At 62.3% G+C, this 18378-nt stretch carries 13 protein-coding genes and 1 pseudogene; 9 read left to right on the top strand and 5 right to left on the bottom strand.

Translation table 11 applies throughout. From position 1 onward, the window contains the following. Positions 1-62: 62 nt before the first annotated feature. Positions 63-746, bottom strand: a complete 684-nt coding sequence (locus QN350_RS12985; RefSeq protein WP_323516494.1) for a helix-turn-helix domain-containing protein — start codon at positions 744-746, stop codon at positions 63-65. A gap of 284 nt (positions 747-1030) precedes the next feature. On the opposite strand from QN350_RS12985, the gene trhA reads away from it, so the two are divergent. The 7 genes and pseudogenes from trhA (at position 1031) to QN350_RS13015 (ending at position 10190) form a co-directional block, all read left to right on the top strand. After that, the gene (gene trhA / locus QN350_RS12990; RefSeq protein WP_416173087.1) at positions 1031-1786 is read left to right on the top strand and encodes a PAQR family membrane homeostasis protein TrhA; all 756 of its coding nucleotides are present in this window, start codon (positions 1031-1033) and stop codon (positions 1784-1786) included. Positions 1787-2488: 702 nt separating this feature from the next. Further along, complete coding sequence (locus QN350_RS12995) at positions 2489-4633, top strand: transglycosylase domain-containing protein (protein WP_322140524.1); 2145 nt, start codon at positions 2489-2491, stop codon at positions 4631-4633. A gap of 551 nt (positions 4634-5184) precedes the next feature. After that, a pseudogene (locus QN350_RS20000) lies at positions 5185-5409 on the top strand (2-phospho-L-lactate transferase CofD family protein); the annotation flags it as partial. Between the two features lie 43 nt (positions 5410-5452). Further along, positions 5453-5626, top strand: a complete 174-nt coding sequence (locus tag QN350_RS13000) for a hypothetical protein (protein WP_322140523.1) — start codon at positions 5453-5455, stop codon at positions 5624-5626. Between the two features lie 201 nt (positions 5627-5827). Further along, positions 5828-7834: a fructose-specific PTS transporter subunit EIIC gene (locus QN350_RS13005; RefSeq protein ID WP_322140522.1), complete on the top strand. Its 2007-nt coding sequence runs from the start codon at positions 5828-5830 to the stop codon at positions 7832-7834. A gap of 1703 nt (positions 7835-9537) precedes the next feature. Continuing rightward, the gene (locus tag QN350_RS13010; RefSeq protein WP_322140521.1) at positions 9538-9909 is read left to right on the top strand and encodes an LCP family protein; all 372 of its coding nucleotides are present in this window, start codon (positions 9538-9540) and stop codon (positions 9907-9909) included. Between the two features lie 92 nt (positions 9910-10001). Next, the gene (locus QN350_RS13015; RefSeq protein ID WP_322140520.1) at positions 10002-10190 is read left to right on the top strand and encodes a hypothetical protein; all 189 of its coding nucleotides are present in this window, start codon (positions 10002-10004) and stop codon (positions 10188-10190) included. A gap of 484 nt (positions 10191-10674) precedes the next feature. Here the strand turns inward: QN350_RS13015 and QN350_RS13020 are convergent, their stop codons facing one another. From QN350_RS13020 to QN350_RS13035, 4 genes are read right to left on the bottom strand one after another with little or no spacing between them, the layout of a single operon-like run. Next, positions 10675-11997 (bottom strand): MFS transporter, encoded by a 1323-nt coding sequence (locus QN350_RS13020; protein ID WP_322140519.1) that lies wholly within the window; start codon positions 11995-11997, stop codon positions 10675-10677. 5 nt (positions 11998-12002) lie between these two features. Continuing rightward, positions 12003-13151, bottom strand: a complete 1149-nt coding sequence (gene dgoD / locus QN350_RS13025; protein WP_322140518.1) for a galactonate dehydratase — start codon at positions 13149-13151, stop codon at positions 12003-12005. Further along, entirely contained in the window at positions 13148-13798 is a 651-nt protein-coding gene (locus QN350_RS13030) for a 2-dehydro-3-deoxy-6-phosphogalactonate aldolase (RefSeq protein ID WP_322140517.1), read from the bottom strand. Before QN350_RS13030 ends, dgoD begins: the two co-directional genes overlap by 4 nt. A 2-nt stretch (positions 13799-13800) precedes the next feature. After that, positions 13801-14919, bottom strand: coding sequence for a 2-dehydro-3-deoxygalactonokinase (locus QN350_RS13035; protein ID WP_322140516.1), 1119 nt, complete (start codon positions 14917-14919; stop codon positions 13801-13803). Between the two features lie 69 nt (positions 14920-14988). Here QN350_RS13035 and QN350_RS13040 point away from each other — a divergent pair, with 69 nt between their 5' ends. Together QN350_RS13040 and QN350_RS13045 are read left to right on the top strand one after the other, a co-directional pair. Further along, entirely contained in the window at positions 14989-15795 is an 807-nt protein-coding gene (locus QN350_RS13040; RefSeq protein ID WP_323516496.1) for an IclR family transcriptional regulator, read from the top strand. A 646-nt stretch (positions 15796-16441) separates the two neighbouring features. Continuing rightward, complete coding sequence (locus QN350_RS13045) at positions 16442-17950, top strand: IS1182 family transposase (RefSeq protein ID WP_416173086.1); 1509 nt, start codon at positions 16442-16444, stop codon at positions 17948-17950. Positions 17951-18378: the final 428 nt, after the last annotated feature.

Consider the following 18378-nt stretch of genomic DNA (forward strand, 5'->3'; position numbering starts at 1 on the left):
AGGCTTGCGGGGACGCGCGAACGCCTCCATAGTTCCGCTGCTGTAGTACATAGTCAGTCTCCCTAATATGTTTCGATAATTGATGGCAACGTGGCGAGGAAGCCACGCACGATCTGCGTGACCTGCCCGCGAAGCTCTTCGATGGGGTCCGCTCCGGGATGCGCGCCCGTGGACGGCCCGGCAAGCAGGAGCGCCAGCGCCGCGAAGACGGTGCGGGCGGCCCGCTGTCCCTCGCGCAGGACCGGCTCGCCATCGGCCCCGGCTGACCGGGCCGCCGCGATGAGACGGGACGCGATCGCGTCCTCGAGCTCGCCGACAAGCGCGAGGCCCGCGGTCCGGTGCTCGTCGGTGGCCGAACCGAACAGCAGCTCGCGCTGGTAGGCGATGACGTTGGCCGGGTTGCGCGCCGAGCTCGCCAGCACGGCCTGGACGAGCACGTTCACCGATTCGACCGGGTCAGCGGCCTCGGCCGAGGCCCGCACGCCGGTGTAGATCGCGTCGCGCAGTTCGCGGTTGTAGACCATGAGTAGCAGCTCGGCCTTGGACGAGGCATACCGGAACACCGTGCCGACAGCCACGTCGGCGCGTTCGGCGATCTCCTGCGTCCCCACAGCGTCGAACCCGCGCTCGGTGAAGAGAGCGGCCGCGGCCGAGAAGATCCGCAACTGCTTGTCCTGCATGCTTCGTTCGCGGCGGCCTCGGGTAGGGCTGCGTTTCGCGTCCGGGTACTCCGACAGACCGGCCATGACGCCTCCAATGAGTTGACTCATTAAGGACTACGCTCATTTATGCGCAGGCGCAACTCCGGGCCGGGACCCAGCGCCCCGGCGTCGCCCACTGAAGCCGGCGCGAGACGCTCCCCGGCCCCCGCACTCGCACACCGAAGGGTTTCGGGCAGTCCGCGCTGAAGACTAGTACCCGATAGAGAATGTCGCGCATCCAAAGGATCGTCAGTTCTGCACACAATTACGCGATTCCAGTCCGGCGACCCGCGCCGCTTCCGGCACGCGCCCTGCAGTATTCTGGTTCAATGGCCGCAGAAAATACTGGGCATGATGTTATCAGGGAAGAAACCACCAGCCAGGACACCACAGGGCGAGACATCCCAAATCTTCCACTGCTTGACGCCGGGGTTCCCCGACCCGAAGACCTCAAGCCCACATGGCGGGGTTGGATTCATGCCGGCATGTTTCCGGTCACGATCGTGGCGGGCATCGTGCTGCTTACCCTCGCCGACGGGTCCGTTGCCCAGTGGAGCTCCTTCGTTTTTGTGCTCAGCTCGCTGCTCCTGTTCGGCAATTCGGCTTTATACCATCGCTTCAATTGGAAGCCGCGCACGAAACTGATCCTCAAGCGCATCGACCACGCGAACATCTTCTTACTGATCGCGGGCTCATACACTCCGATCACGGTGCTGGCCCTGCCCCCGGCCAAATCGTTGCTGCTGCTGTCCCTGATCTGGGGCGGGGCGATTCTAGGAATCGCGTTCCAGATGTTCTGGATCACCGCACCACGCTGGCTGTACGTGCCGCTCTACCTCGCGCTCGGCTGGGGCTCTCTCATGTTCATCGTTGACTTTTTCCAGGCGAACGCCGCGATGATGACGCTCATCCTGATCGGTGGCCTTTGCTACTCGGTGGGCGCCGTCATCTACGGCTTGAAGAAACCGAACCCTGTGCCCGGAGTATTCGGATTCCATGAGATCTTTCACAGCCTCACGGTGGTCGCGTTCCTTTGTCAGTGGGTGGCGATCGTGATCATCGCAACGCATCCGCTAAATCCATAACGGGTGCCTCCCGGGCTCGCCCCGATGGCACGCACCCCACCACTGTGACGTTCTTGACCGCAAGGGCAGCCTCGATTCATGCCACCATTTCCGCGCGGTAAGAGGTGTGACGGAGCAGCCGGTCTACGAGGGCGGCGCGGTCTGGGAAGTTTTGGGGTTTGGCGACCTTGCGTTGAACGATCGAGAAGAGGATCTCCACGTGATTCGCACCGGTCAAACCATCCGCGCGACAGAAGTTTCACAACCCACGACATCGAAGCTATGTGGAAGCATCGGCGCCCACTGATCCTTCCCGACCGCAAAGACAAGAAACCCCGAATCGGAAACTTCGGCGACATCCGCCAGTGGCTCGAGTCCGTCTTCGACACTCTGAAAAGCCAACTCAGCCTCGAAAAACACATCGGCCGATCCCCCTCTACCGTGTACCCCGGGTCGGGGCGAAACTCAGCCCCAGCTCAGCCGCGATCTGACCCAACTGGCTGATCGACGCACCCCGCACACGATCCCTCATCGCCTACGACTATTCGGGACCAATCATCTAGATTTGTCGAGGAAGGTCGGCTATGCGTTTATCGCATGGCGGGTCAGGAACACGTGGGGAATCGTGGGGGAATGTGCGTCATAGGAACTCGGCTGGCTGGGAAGTCACACGTGGCGACGCCAGAAGTGTCTAAGCCACGGGAACAATCATTTGAGACAGCAGTGGAACGGCGACTCGGGGCGCTCGGCGGGTTCCTCGGCTTTATCGCGATGAGTGCCGTGGCCGGTACCCTGGTTGCTGCCGCGGTGACTCCCGCATTGGCCCTCTCCGGGATCGCGGCCACGAACACGATCAGCGTTTTCGAGAACCTGCCGGACTATCTGAAGATCGATCAGCTCTCGCAGAAGAGCAATATCTACGCGACCACGAGCACGGGTGCCCCCTATCTCCTGGCCTCGTTCTACGACCAGAACCGCGTCGAGGTCTCCTCGGATGCGATTAACGAGTTCGTCAAGGACGCCGCGACCTCTGCAGAGGACCCGCGCTTCTATGAACACGGCGGCATCGATCTGCAGGGCACGGTGACCGGGATTGTCACGACTGTCGCCACCGGTGATGTACGCGGTGGGTCCTCGATCACCCAGCAATACGTCAAGAACGTGCTGGTGCAGAAGTGCGAAGTGCTCACGGATGCGCGGAAGAAGTCGGACTGTTATGACGCGGCGACCGCAACCACTCCCGATCGCAAGCTCAAAGAGATGCGCCTGGCGATCGGGGTGGAGAAGAAGTACGCGAAGGACGACATCCTCCGCCAGTACCTGAACATCATCGGCTTTGGCGGCACCGTCTACGGGATCGAATCCGCGGCGGAGTACTACTACGGCGCGACCGCGGCGACGCTGACACTCCCGCAGGCCGCGAGCCTCGTCGCGATCGTGAACAACCCGGTCAAGTTCCAGCTCGACCAGCCCGACAGCGCCACCAACGGCGCCGCGAACGGGTATGCCGCGAACAAGGACCGCCGCGACTACATCCTCGACCAGATGCTCAAGTACGGCAAGATCAACCAGGCCGACCATGATGCCGCGATCGCCTCGGCCGTCGAGCCCAGCATCCACGAGCCCTCGACCGGCTGCCAGACCGCCGGTGGCAGCGCGTACTTCTGCGACCTCGTCGTGAACACCCTGCAGAACAACCCGGTCTTCGGCGCAGACGACACGACGCGGATGGCGAACTTCCGGCGCGGGGGGTTCAACGTGTACACGACCCTCGACCTCGACCTGCAGCAGGCGGCCGAGGCCACGCTCAAGGCTAACGTTCCCGACACCTTCCCCGGCTGGGACGTCGGCGGCGTGGCCGTGAGCGTGGGAGTGGGCACCGGGAAGGTGCTCGCCATGGCCCAGAACAAGGACTACAGCCAGGACCCGGCAGTACAGGCCACCGGCGCGAACTACACGGGGATCAACTACAACACCAACGTCGACCAAGGTGGTTCACACGGGTTCCAGCCCGGCTCGATGTACAAGGTCTTCACGCTCGCGGAGTGGCTGACCGAGGGGCACTCGCTCAACGAACGGGTCGACTCCCGCATCAAATCGAACTGGGGCACCTTCCGGGACAGCTGCGCCACCGGAGGCACCGTGAGCTTCCCCGGCTACAACCCGAAGAACGACTCGTCGTCCGAGACCGGCGCCAACTACAGCGCCCTGCAGTCCACGATCGGGTCCATCAACACGGGCTTCATCGGCATGGCGAAGAAACTCGACCTGTGTGCCATCCGCAAGACCGCAGAGGCCTTCGACGTGACCCGGGCCGACGGCGCCCCGCTCGAGCAGGGCGCCTCCGCGGTGCTCGGTACCAACGAGGTCGCGCCGCTGAGCATGGCGGTCGCCTTCGCCGGCATCGCCAACAAGGGCACCACCTGCAGCCCGATCGTGATCGACCACATCACCGGCTCCGACGGAACAGCACTCCCGGCGCCGACGAGCGACTGCCACCAGTCGGTCGACCCCAACGTCGCGGCCGGCATGACGACCGCCATGCAACAGGTCATGACCCGCGGAACCGCAATCGCCTCCAATTCGGCCACGAGCCCCAAGGTCCCGATGATCGGTAAGACGGGTACCACAGACGGCAACAAGGACACCTGGATGGGCGGGGCGAGCAGCAAGGTCGCGACCGTCGTCGGTGTGATGAGCGTCACCGGCGATAAGGACCAGCGCACCACCTACTTCGACGACCTGCGCGCTCCTGGCACATCGCGCGCAACCGTACAGGCGGCCACCGCCCGGCACCGGATGTGGCCAGCCGTGATGAGCGTCGCTAACGCTAAGTACGGCGGAGATGTTTTGGTCTCGTCCCGCTGAGGAGTGGACATTCTCGACCCCGTGCAGGTCAGTGCTTCCAATTAGACCGCAGTGAGTTCGGGTATGGGTCCCACCCCGTGCGCCCGCCGGCGCCGGGGCTGGTGCGGGTCACGGCCACGGCCACGACGCGTATCAGCCCCGACACGAGGGATGTGACCAGGTTGCATCCGCTCGTCCCTGGCAAGTCGGAAAGCTAGCTGGTGGCCGTCCAGCGTTGGACCGGATATGAGCCGCAAGCGACATTAACAATGACGTATACCGCGAAGAAAGACACGAGGCCGATCAAGGATATTGACGTGTTTCCGCCGTCAACTACGCCGCGGGATGCAACCCAGAACTGGGATTTTTTGCCCACACTGTGTGCACACCATGAAAGTCGGGAAGTGTCCGTCGTGCTCGTCGAGTAGCTTGAAGTCCTCTTCGGACCCACAGACCATGCAGTGTTGGTGGATGTACTGTAGTCGCGCCATAGACATGAGCTTATCGAGAGAGCCGAAAGCACGGCACGCCCCCTACACCTGGACCCCGCTCACCAACGGCGATCAAAGCCGATCCACCTCGAGAAGTATTGGGTGCGCTACCACGCTCAGCACCGGGTCGAAGTGCCCCAATTAGTGCAGGTCAGGGTGGAGGCCGCCGCCTTGTCCCGCGAGGTGCTCACCGCCCTCAAGGATACTGAACTGGTCATCCTACCGCCGTCGAACCCGGTCGTCTCGGGGGGGGCACAATCGGGCCGCCCCGGCCTGCACGAGGCGCTCCGTAGCTCTCCAGCGCCGGTCGTTGATGTGGTCGCCGATCATCGCCTCCGCAGTGCGCGGCATGACCGACGCCTGCCTCCGCCTGGTCGGGGACGAGACATCGGCCGAGACCAACGCCCTCCACGGCAACTCTCGCCTCAACGGCGCGCTCGACGATTCGCTGCACGAAACGGACGCTGCGGCACTGCCCTCGCTAACGACCGCCAGGATCCCTCAGGCAGCCGTGCCGCTGTAAATGCGCGACGTCATGTCGACCACCCCGATTGCGGCGGACGATTGCGGAGGACGCCCCCGCCCCCGGGAAATCCGTCAGGTCATGGGGCTGAGGCAGGCACCCACTTTTGGGGGCGATGATAAGCTTCGCCAAGCTTATGAATTTGGGCTGTGGTGCTCACGGAAGTTCCGGTTGGCCTTGCCCGGGAAGGACTCTCCAACCATGTCCCAACCCCTCTTCGAAGCGAAAGCGGCACCACCGAGCATCCTGATCCTCGGAATCACGGCCTGCCCCACCGGCATCGCGCACACCTACATGGCGGCGGAGAAGCTCGAAAGCGCCGCGGCGGAGCTGGGCTACGAGATGAAGGTCGAGACGCACGGCTCGGTCGGCGTGGAAGGCACCTTCAGCCAGGACGACATCGACCGTGCGGACGCGATCGTGATTGCGGCCGACACCAAGATCGACCGCTCGCGCTTCGCGGGCAAGCGGATCATCTCCACGAGGGTAGCGGACGGCATCCACCGCCCCGCCGCACTGATCCGGGACGCCCTCGCCGCCGAGCCGTCCGCCGCGGGCGAGCGCTCCGGCCGGGAAACAGCCGCCTCGAGCAGCGGCACGGCCGACTTCGGAGGCACCCTGTACCGCGCCCTGATGAACGGCGTCTCATACATGATCCCCTTCGTCGTGGTCGGCGGGCTCCTGATCGCGATCTCGCTCTCCCTCGGCGGCGAAGCGACCCCGAAGGGGCTCGTGATCCCGGAGGGAAGCTTCTGGCTGACGCTCAATCAGATCGGCGTGCTCGGCTTCACCCTGATGGTGCCGATTCTCTCCGGATTCATCGCCTATGCGATCGCCGACCGGCCCGGGCTCGCCCCGGGCATGATCTGCGGCTGGATCGCCACGACCGGGGCCTTCTACCACTCCGAGTCCGGCGCCGGCTTCATCGGCGGCATCGTCACCGGTTTCCTGGTGGGCTTCGTGGCCCTCGGCATCAAGAAGATCCCGGTGCACCGCTTCATCAAGCCGATCATGCCGATCCTCGTGATCCCGGTGCTCACCACGGTGATCGTCGGCGGCGCGTTCGTGCTCGCCCTCGGCCAGCCGATCAGCTGGGTCTTCTCGTCGATGACGACCTTCCTCACCGGGCTCCAGGGCGGCAGCGTCATCATCCTCGGCCTCATCCTCGGCGCCATGGTCGCCTTCGACATGGGCGGTCCCGTCAACAAGACAGCGTTCCTGTTCGGGAGCGCGCTGATCGCATCCGGCAACCCGGCCCCGATGGGCATGGTCGCCGCGGCGATCGCCGTTCCGCCGCTGGGCATGGGACTCGCCACCCTGATCCGTGGCCGGTACTTCTCCAAGCCCGAACGTGAGGCCGGTATCGCCGCCCTGTTCATGGGGTTCTTCGGCATCACCGAGGGCGCCATCCCGCTCGCCGCTGCCAAGCCGCTGCAGGTCATCCCGGCCAACATGATCGGCGGCGCAGTGGCCGGCGGTATCGCCGCCCTCTTCGGCGTCACCGACTCCGTTCCCCACGGCGGCCCGATCGTCGCCATCTTCGGCGCCGTCTCCGGGGTGCCGATGTACTTCGCCGCCCTGCTCATCGGCGCCGTCGTCACCGCCCTCGTGTCGGTGCTGCTGCTCGGCCTGTCCACGCGCAGGGCGAAGACGCCGGTCGCGGATGCCGGCACGGACGACCCGGCGACGCCCGGGCCCGTCCCGGCGTCCGTCACCCCGGCGAAGACCATCCTCGACTACATCGACGAGCGCACGATCATGCTCGATGCCGACGAGACCGACCGAGACGCAATGATCCACACACTCGCCGGCCTGATGATCAGGACCGGCCGCGTCACCGACGAGGCCCTCGTGACCCGGGCCGCCCTCGCCCGCGAAGAGCACGGCACAACAGGCATCGGCGACGGCATCGCGATCCCGCACGCCAAGTCGAACGGTGTGACCGCCCCGGTTCTGGCCTTCGCCCGCAGCACGCAGGGCATCGACTGGGACTCCGCCGATGGGTCCATGGCCACGCTGATCTTCATGATCGCCGTCCCTGAGGCCGCGGCCGGAACCGAGCACCTGAAGGTGCTCGCCCAACTGTCCCGCGCCCTGATGAAGCCCGCCTTCCGGACGGCCCTGCGGTCGGCCGCAACCTCGGCAGACGTGCTCGCGGCGCTGGCAGCGCAGGTCGGCCCGAAGACGGCGACACCCGCCGCCGTCTAGGCCCAGCCACCCCAGACGGATGCGCTCAATCGCCACGTCAGTCCAGATAGGTATCCTCGCGAACCACCGCGATTCGCGACCCGAAGGCTCGCACGTCGCGAAAACCTCATCCCGAACCCTTGACCCCGACTGGCCGATCCATGCTCGGTTAACGCTATAGCCGAAACGTCCTCGGCGACGTTGAAGACCGAATCCTATTGCACCGTAACTAGCCGACCAAAAGGAGGCGAAGATCAAGATCAACGCATGGACCGAGAACCGATACAAGTGCTGGCGACGGCACGCCTCCACGGTCGCGTCCCGCAGAGTGGCGTAGTCGCTGCCATGAAAGCGGGACCGGGCGGCGACGCGTGCTACATTCGTGAGGCCTCGACCAGCATCGCGCGTCGATTGGCTCGTCACAAGCAAATTCCTATCACTTACCCCGGACTCCAGCAGCCAGCAACGGAGATCAGATGCGTGAGGAATTATTAGTGGACGCAAGTTGGCAAATCGGAATTTCGCGGTGACCCCGCCGTACGAGGCATCCGATCAGCAGAAACTGATGCTCAATTTGGCTTCGGGCAGCCAGACCGCGTTCGGCCTGGTCTACGACCACGCTGGTCGGGTACATCCATCAGGACCGGATCTTCGATCGCGCCGCGACACGAATGATCGACCTGCTGGTCACTACGGCCATCGTCGCGACTATCCTCACCGCGGCTCTACTGCCATTCATTCCAGGCCCGCCACCACTAGGGCCAACGATGGCAGCGTTATTCGAACCCACCTGGGCGATCTAAGCGGGACCCACTTCGGCTGTTTCGGAGTGTCTGGGGCAATCTAAGCCGAACCCACCTTCATCGTTGTCGCAATGTGTTCTGGGATGACGACCAGCCCGCAGACTCCTGACGTCCCAGAAGTGTCCCGTAGAGGGTTCCCCTTGTCGACACTCGTTGAAAAGTGATCCGCTGGCGCTGACAGCCCTTACGGTCGACCGGTGCTGGTTCGTTCGGTCCGCGTACGTCGGGCGATCACGACGCGCTCCTACTTCATCAGAGCGGGTCGGCCACGGGTGCGGCTGCGGACCTTCGCCGCGGCGAGCCCGACCATCGGCCGCTGAGAGATGAAGCCCCCGTTCGGCGTCGACACCGAGCCGGATTAGGGAGCTACGGTCGGGGAAGACGCCCACGTCGTCGATCCCGTTGACCATCGAAGATCGCACCAGCTGCAGCTTTGCCCCGAACTCGACTGACCGCCCCGACAGTTCCCGCCGACCAGGGACCCAAACCGTGGCTGGCTAGCGGGCCCGCGAGCGCACGAAGAGATACAATGAAGTAGCTTTTGGCGTGTCTCTGGCTGAAGTAGGCATAATTGGCCCATGCATCACGACGACGGGTCCCTCACGTGTGCGAGTTGTCATCACCGGCTCGAATCCGCCGGAACTACCGCACACCCCTACTTGTACTGCCCGCACTGCCACACCGCCGTCCTGGCCGGACCCCGAGGCCTTCCCCGTCGGCTGGGTCATGGAGCGCGCGCCGAGGGCAGTATTACTGAGGTCAGTCATCCCGCCGCTGGTTGGAATAGGCCGAACCGTGGGTAGAGGACATCGAAGCCAATGTCCAGGCCCCGTCCAGTGCGCGAATCGAGTGTCCGCCGCCTGAGATCTCCCGCAGGGTCGCAGCCATGCCGACAGCTTGCGCAGCAGGTGCAACGAGTCGTTGGCCAGCGAGCACCCCAGGGTCGTCAGCGCCAGCCGTGAATATTGCAACAGTGTCCGGGCGGCGGCGCGCGGCCAGCAAATTAACGGGCCTGAAAACCCCGGAGCTGTGTACCCGGACGCGATGGCGAACGGATCGACGCCGGAAATAGAGGGAATGCGGGATGCCACGTCTGTGATCCTCGGTATCCCGATCCAGAACTACGTCCTCTTCGACATGCAGGGCTTCTCGACCTTGATCGAAGCCCTGGACGGGATAAACATCAACGTGGAGACCCGGGTTCCCGTGGGCGGGGACGAGAACCTTGTCAGTGGCGCTGACTGGATTGAACCGGGAATGCAAAACCCCAATGACTACGACGCGATGTGCTAGGCCCGCTCCCGGCACGATGATGACGAGTACGCCCGGATCGCCAGGCAACGCCAAATCCAGCGATTCTCGAACAAGCGAACCCGGTCAATGTGATGAGCAAGTTCGAGGCTATCGCCTCATCAGGGTCCGACATCGTCAAGACCGACATCCCCCAGTCCACGCTCGGATACTTCGTGAAACTCGCGGCCAAGTCCAGAACGCTGTCGATAACGCGAATGGAGATCACCCCCGCCGCCGGATTTGACCTGGATGACCCTGATTTCGCGGGCATCCAGTCGTGAGCATCGTGGTGACCTGCTCCCGCAGAGAGTTAACCCGTCCAGCTTCCGGGCTGTTGGCCGGCGAGCCGATGCCCAGGTCTGCTCCTGCGCCACCGAGGGCACATACCGGCCAGTGACCAGGTTTCTGGTCGCTCCCCGGATGATCGTTGATGGCGCCCGGCCCAGCGCCGCTACGATGCGACGCACCCCTTGACACCGGGCGCCCTGGAATCCGATCTCTTCGCGCTCTCGCAACGATAAGAGCCCGACACGGGCAACACTGAAATCCTGAACCGGTGAGGGCAGCACCTTCTGATGCTCGCTTAACCAACGATACCCAGTAGGTCGCGACACCCCCGCAGCCTGCGCCGCGACGGCCACCGACAGCCCGCGTCCACCCCATCCCAAAACGACAAACGGACACTCAAAGGCGACAACGGTCGAGCCATCGACAACACCCCACAGAACTCAGGGTGTTGCTCTCACCACCTCAACTCGCGACCGGCTATTCGGTCACGCGTTCAACTTTTCCAACCAAGAACACGTAAGAGCAGATCCCCGCAGCGGTGATAAGTGTCATATAGACGAACGCTGGGGCGAAGTCGGTCTTGGATACGAGCAAGCCGATCACGATGGGAGTCGCGATTGACGAGAGGTTACCGATGAAGTTGAACATGCCACCGGTCAGGCCCATCAGACGGGCTGGAGCCATTGCCGAGACCAAAGACCACGTAATCGATGCCAGGCCATTGCCGAAGAACGCCAGCGACATGAACATGACGACGAGAGTGGTGTCGTCCGTGAAGTTCGCCCCGATCATTGTCATTGAAAGGAAAAGACCAGCGATGATCGGTAGCTTGCGTGCCAGCCCGAGGTTGAATCCCCTCTTGACCAGGTTGTCGGAAAGAACACCGCCGAGAAGTACGCCCACGAGTGCGGCCAGGAACGGGAGCGAGACGAGGAATCCACTCTTGATGTAGTCCATGTGGCGGTAGTTCACGAGGTAGCTGGGGAACCAGGTCAGGAAGAACCACAATGTTGACGTCAAGCAGAACTGGCCGAGGTAGATGCCCCACAGCTTGCGCCGGCGGAGAACAATAAACATGTCCGTCCAGGCAATCCGCTTTCTTGGGGCTTTGGTCGGCGTTGCATCCAAGTCGACGAGACCGCCGCCTTCTTTGATGTATGCGATTTCTTGGGCGTTGGCCTTGGCCGACTCACGAGGGTTGCGGTAGACGATGTACCAAACAAGAGCCCAGACCACTCCCGCCGCGCCAGTCAGAACAAAGATCCAGTGCCAGCTGAGCACGAACTGGAGCCACGTGAGTACGGGTGTCAGCAGAGCCAGACCGATGAACTGGCCCGAGGTATAGAACCCGATGGCGGTGGCGCGTTCCCGCTCGGGGAACCATCTCGTGACGACCTTGTTGTTGATCGGATAGGCGGGGGCCTCGAAGATACCAACGGCGAGCCGGAGCACAATGAGCGCCGCGAAGCTGCCGACGATACCCATGAAGATCGTTGCGGCTGACCAGAGGACCAAACACGCCGGGTAGAGAAGACGCGGATGGACGCGATCAACGAGCCAGCCACCAGGGAGCTGAAGGGCGGCATAGGTCCAGCCGAACGCAGATAGCAGGAGTCCTTGCTGGGCTGTGTCCAGACCAAATTCTTTGGAGATGAGTGGTGCGGCCACGGAGAGATTGGCTCGGTCCATGTAGTTGATAACCACGGTAACGAAAAGCATTATCGCGATCACGTAACGGACTTTGGTGGTGCCCGCTAGTGCGCGGGGCCTTTCCGGGCGCGTTGTGGTCGTGTTTGACATCGGGGTCACCACTCCGCGAACGAACCGTCGGTGTGACGCCAGACTGGGTTGCGCCAGCGGGCACCTTCCTGGGCGCGCTCGAGGACATACTCTTCGTTGACCTCGATGCCTAGGCCGGGTCCGTTCGGGATGGCGACCATACCGTCGTTGTAGGCGAAGACGCCAGGATCGACCACGTAGTCGAGCAGATCATTGGACTTGTTGTAGTGAATACCCAGGCTTTGCTCTTGGATGAAGGCGTTGTAGACATTGGCATCTACTTGGAGGCAAGCGGCGAGTGCGATCGGCCCGAGTGGGCAATGCAGGGCGACGGCGACGTCATAGGCTTCGGCCATTGCGGCGATCTTGCGAACTTCGGTGATGCCACCGCAATGTGACGGGTCGGGCTGGATGATATCGACAGCCCCGCTGGCGATGATGTCTTTGAAGTCCCACCGGGAGAATAGCCGTTCGCCGAGGGCAATGGGCGTGGGGGTGTTCCTCATGACGTCCAGGAGGCTGCTGACGTTTTCGCTGAGGACAGGCTCCTCGATAAACATCAGCTTGTAGGGCTCCAGCTCCTTGATCAAGACTTTCGCCATCGGCTTGTGGACGCGACCGTGAAAGTCAACGCCGATGCCGACGTTTTTGCCGACGGCTTCACGCACCGCCGTCACATTCGCGATGCACTTTTCGACTTTGTCCCAGGTATCGATGAACTGCAGCTCTTCCGTGCCGTTCATCTTCACAGCGGTGAAACCGCGCTCGACGGCATCCTTTGCCGCTTTCGCCGTATCGGAGGGACGGTCGCCGCCGATCCAGGAATACACGCGAATCTTGTCGCGGACCTTGCCACCGAGCAGCTCGTGTACCGGGACACCGAGCGCTTTGCCTTTGATGTCCCAGAGCGCCTGGTCGATGCCGGCGAGGGCGCTCATGTGGATTCCGCCTCCGCGATAGAAGCCGGCGCGGTAGAGCACAGTCCAGATGTCCTCGATGTTGCGGGGGTCCTTGCCGATCACGTAGTCGGAGAGTTCTTCAACCGCTGCGGCGACAGTTGCTGCGCGCCCCTCGAGCACGGGTTCACCCCAGCCGATGATGCCCTCGTCGGTCTCAATCTTCAGGAAGAGCCAGCGCGGTGGTACCGAGTAAGTGGTGAGTTTCGTGATTTTCATGCTGACTTCCTTGTCGAGGCGAGTGCCGATTTCCAGGCTGCAATCATGGCGATGGCGCGCTGTCGGAGGTCCTCTATAGCGATGCCTGGTTTGTACAGTGACGAGCCGATTCCAAAACCGGTTGCGCCGGCTGCCATCCAGATTTCGATGTTGGTTGCTTCAATGCCGCCAACAGGAATTAGATGGATTTCTTTGGGAACGACTGCTGTCCAGGCTTTGAGCCCGTTGATCCCGACCTGTTCGGAGGGGAAGATCTTGACATTTTTCGCGCCGGCGCCGATAGCAGCGAATGCGTCGCTGGGCGTGGCTGCTCCGGGGAAGCTCTGCATCCCTAGACGCACGGTTTCTGCAATCACAGCGGTGTCGGTATTGGGTGAGACGACGATCTGCCCCCCGGCATCGTGGCATTGACGGACCTGATCTACTGTGAGGACAGTTCCAGCACCCACCAGGCAATCCAGTGGAAGCCGTTCGCGCAGGGCAGTGATCGTGGCGAGAGGGTCGGGCGAGTTGAACGGCACCTCAAGGGAACGGAAGCCGGCGTCGTACAGGCACTGGCCGACCTCGGGGGCCTCCTCCGTCGTCAGTCCCCGAAGAATCGCGATGAGACCTGGGTAGGTCGTGGGTGTTTCGGTTGTAGATTTCACGTTCAGCCTTTCGACATTGAAGGATGTTGCTGGAAGGGTTGGGAGGGCAGGATCCTGGTCTCGGAGAGGAGCCCGGCCGCAGTGGCGGCGTGCCACATCCCTGCCACAGCCGAGGTAGTCGTCTCGTGTGCCACCTGCAGACCGAACCTCTTGAGTGCTCGCCGATATCGATCGTTGAGGTCGGGCTCACCGCACAGGAGGATCTCGCCGGAGAATTCGCCGAGCCAGGATGCTCGAATGCCGGCAATTTCGGTACCAATCAACAGGCCGGAGAGATAATCCTCAACCTGGGTCGGGTGCAACTTGCCGGTCATGACGAGCGTGCGAGCTAAGAACGCCGTCATCAAGATTCCACCATTCGGAGCCGCAGCGACCTCGAGGCCCCGGGCAAAAGCCTTCCAATCGGGTTTCTGCGATCGGACAGCTTGAAGGGACAAAGTGCTCTTAGTCGCGAGCAGTGAAAAAAACTCGCCGGTCATGTACGTCGTGAAGGCGGTCACGGTCGTTCCCGAAACCCGTACCCACTTGGAATGGGTCCCCGGCAATAAAACGATCCGCTCGTCGCACCGATGAGCGTTGGGCTGAGGGGCGCTCATCAATGCCCCAAGTACCTGCGTCTCTTCGCCGCGAATAACGTCAGGAAAATCTGAATCAACGATTAGCCCGGGAATTATGTGAACCATGACGTGTCGCTTCGTTGGAACGGGAGTCAGGATTCCCGCGGTGGCAAGGTCAGAAGGCAACTTGCGATACGGGGTCTCGGCCCAGCCCTGATTGCTCCCGACCATGCCGCAGGCGATGACGGGAACGTCCGGCCAAAGCGTGAGCCAATCGCCGCAGAGCGCCTCGAAGCAGTGTTCAAAGGCCTGCCTATGATCGGTTCCGGCCCGATTCGCATCTGACGTCACGGCCAGAACACCAGAATTTTTCCGACGCTCCGACAACACAATTCCGGCAGCGCCCAACAGATACGCTCTGAGCGAGCTGGTCCCCCAGTCCAGTGCTATCAATCGGGCTCGGCTTTGATTCGTCATCGATTCTTGGTTCCCTGCTGATTCGCTGAGGGGAATGTGCATCCCTGCCCGCTCAACAAGATTGATGGGATCATCCCAATATTTCAAACGCCATCTCATATAATGGGATCATGTTAAATCGAATGGCCACCCCATCCGCCAGCAGCGTGTGTACCGATGACTGACTCGGCGAGTACATCTGACGACGTCACATCCCACCTGCCGGGCACGCAGACACTCTCACGAGGTTTAGAAGTCGTGCGAGCAGTAGCGAACGGCGCCATGGACCTGAAGACAGTGTGCTTGGCGACGGGTATCGGTCGCAGCACTGCACACCGGCTCATACAGCTGCTGGGACAATTCGGTTATCTGCGCAGCACCCACGGCGCCGACTACTCCCTAGGTCCGACGCTCATCGAACTCGGATTTCAGGCGTTATACCAGAGCCCGGCATCCACTGTCGCCCGCCCATTTTTGGAACTTTTATCCAAAAAATACCTCGATACCATTCACTTGGCCATCGAAGAGGAAGGGCAAGTTCTCTATGTCGACAAGATCCCTGGCTCACGCGGCGCCGAAATGCGTTCCCGCATTGGTTATCGAATGCCGTTGAGTCAAACCGGTATCGGGAAGGCACTCCTCCTCGATAGCCCCAGCAGATGGGAAGACGTGTTCGACCGAGAACACTACGACCTCGACGCCCCGCAAGAGCTCAGGGAGCTATTTTTGCGTCGCATGTCCAGCTACGCCAAACAAGGTTCGACCCTCGACCTTGAAGAAAATGAACCGGGAATTCGCTGCGTGGCTGCGCCCGTGCACAACGGGAGTGGCGCGATAGTCGCAGCCATAAGCATCTCGGCCATTACCCCTTATATGCCAGCAGAACGCATGAAGGCCCTTCAACCCGTCCTGCAACAAACCGCCCTCGCCATCTCAAGGAAACTTGGCTATTCAGGCCCCAGCTCCCGCACCGATCGCACGTGAGTCAGACTGAGAAAAGCTGCCCCAGAGTCGGGTGCTATTAGTGGGCTCAATCACCACGTCTTCAGCAGCGTGACGAAGACCGGTAAGTGCCGTTCGGTGATGGCGTTCAACGGCCGAGAAGCTGCAGGCTAGGAACAGGATGGCACGCTACGCACCAACCAGTCCTCGACTCGTTTCGCGAACGAACCCGCGCACCAAGCCCGGCCGGAATGGGTTCGTCCAGCTGGCATTCAGCCCATCCCCCGTAACACTATTGACGGAGTCCCCCACTCCAAAACGAAGTAGCCCCGACAGAATTCTCTCCTCCCCCAGGCGCAGTGAAGCCGGGGCTTCTTCGCGGCTATCACCGAACTCATCGGAAACTCCCAGCCGCCCAAACACACGCGCGCTGACCCGTCTCTGACCTCCAAACAGTCCAGACAGTCCAGACAGTCGCCAAGCTCAGTCCTGGGAAGCGTACTGTTCGAGTCCCTATAGACATGACGTTGTCAGGGACGTCGGTTACTCTGATGGCTGCGGGCCCACCGCGCATGCAGTGGACCCTCGCCAATCCTTAAGTTCACGTCCCCCTAGGAGCGTGGGTCAGTAACGGCAAAGTTTAAAACGCCCACCGATTTCCTGGGCTGGGGTTTTGGGTCTGGGAAAATTGGGTATAAGCGATTCGGATGGTCTCTTCCCTGCGGCTGATCTTGAGCACGTCGACCCGGTCATTGATGACGGTGTTGAGGCCGGCGGCGGGGTGAATAAACGGTTCCGGGCGTTCGAGCCGGCCGCGGTGATGCTGGTGCCACCGTCGCTGGATGAGTGGCTGCCACAGAATCACCACTCGCGCTTCATCGCGGACATCGTCGAAACCCAGCTCGACCTGAGGAAGTTCTACGCGTCGTATGCGAAGTCGAAGGGCCAGCCACCGTATGACCCGCGGTTAATGGTGCGTGTTCTGCTTTACGGGTATTGCGTCGGGGTACGCTCCTCGCGGGAGCTGGAACGTGTGTGCGTGGACGTGGTCGCGTTCCGCTGGTTGGCCGCGCAGCAGGCACCGGATTTTCGCTCGATCGCCCGGTTCCGCAAACGCCACCTCGCGAGCTTGGGGAACGTGTTCTTGCAAGCGTTGGAACTGTGCCGTGCGGCGGGGATGGTGTCGCTGGGGCAGGTCGCGTTGGACGGCACGAAGGTGCGTGCGAACGCGTCCAGGCGGAAGGCCATGAGTTACGCCCGGTTGACGGAGAAGCAGAAAGTCCTCGCGGACGAGGTCTCCGCCTTGCTGGCCGATGCGGACGCGATCGATGAGGCTGAGGATGCCCGGTTCGGGAAAGACAAACGCGGCGACGAGTTGCCGCCGGAACTGGCCCGGCGGGAGTCACGCCTGGTGAAACTGGCTGAGGCGCGCGCCGCGTTGGAGGCCGACGCGGCCGTCCGGGCGCGGAAAGAGGCCGAGAAGAAAGCCCGGGAGAAAGGCGACGATGACGATGCTGTGGCGCAGAAGGGTGACGACGCGGCCAAGAACGCGGTCGTGAACCCGAAGGCTCAACGCAACTTCACCGACCCGGATGCGCGGATCATGAAGACCGCTGACGGGTCCTTCCACTACGCCTACAACGCGCAGGCCATCGTTGACGCGGACCATCAAGTGATCGTTGCGGCGATGCTGACGAATATCGGCGTGGACGTTGAACAGGTCGTGCCCCTGGTCGAGAAACTCCGCTCCACGACCGGGGTTCTGCCCGGGCACGTCCTCGCTGATGCCGGGTATTGTTCAGCAGCGAATCTGGACTATGCCGAGACCCAGGAAACAACCACCGACGGCAGGACCGAGTTCTTCATCGCGACCGGCCGGGTCAAGCACGGCGAACGCGTTCCGGAGGTTCCTCGGGGCCGGATCCCCGCCGATGCGACGCTCCGAGAGCGCATGGCTCGAAAGTTGAAGACGAAGAAAGGCCGCGCCGTTTACGCGCGGCGCAAAGCGATCGTGGAGCCCGTGTTCGGTCAGATCCATACCCGGCAAGGAAAGTTCCTGCTGCTGCGCGGGTTGGAGCAAGCAGCCCACGAGTGGGACTTGATCGCTGCCTGCCACAACCTGATGAAGCTACACACCCTGCAAACCAAAGCCCTCCTCGCCACGCAAAATTCCTGGAGAGGCCGCCCGGCAACCTAAAGACCAGGGCGAGACCGCCCTGACGGGCGGCAGCGATCCTGCCATGCGCCGTCAACGCGGCCGTGACCCTATTTTCGATCGGCACACGAACAGATACAGAGCCCCAGTCCACGACGATCGCGTCGGTAACGCCCCAACCCAACCCGACAACATCGAACGCATTCCTTGGCATCAAGACCGAATAGGCGTTACTGACTCACGCTCCTAGGTGGCGCAGTACTCGGAACATTTGAAACAGCCTGAGTATTTGCGATGCTGGGGGCCAGTGTCATTGGCGTTCGGGGCCACTGGTCGTTGCGGCGAGTCGCACGTTGAGGGGCCACCGGGTATCTCCATTGGGGGCCACCTGCTGCCGGAACTCGAAGAGGCCTGGTAGCTGGCCCGCGATAGACCCGCCGGGACGACGAAGTTTCTGAACACGTCCGCCG

Source organism: Cryobacterium sp. 10I5 (assembly GCF_035019865.1).
Classification (GTDB): domain Bacteria; phylum Actinomycetota; class Actinomycetes; order Actinomycetales; family Microbacteriaceae; genus Cryobacterium; species Cryobacterium breve_A.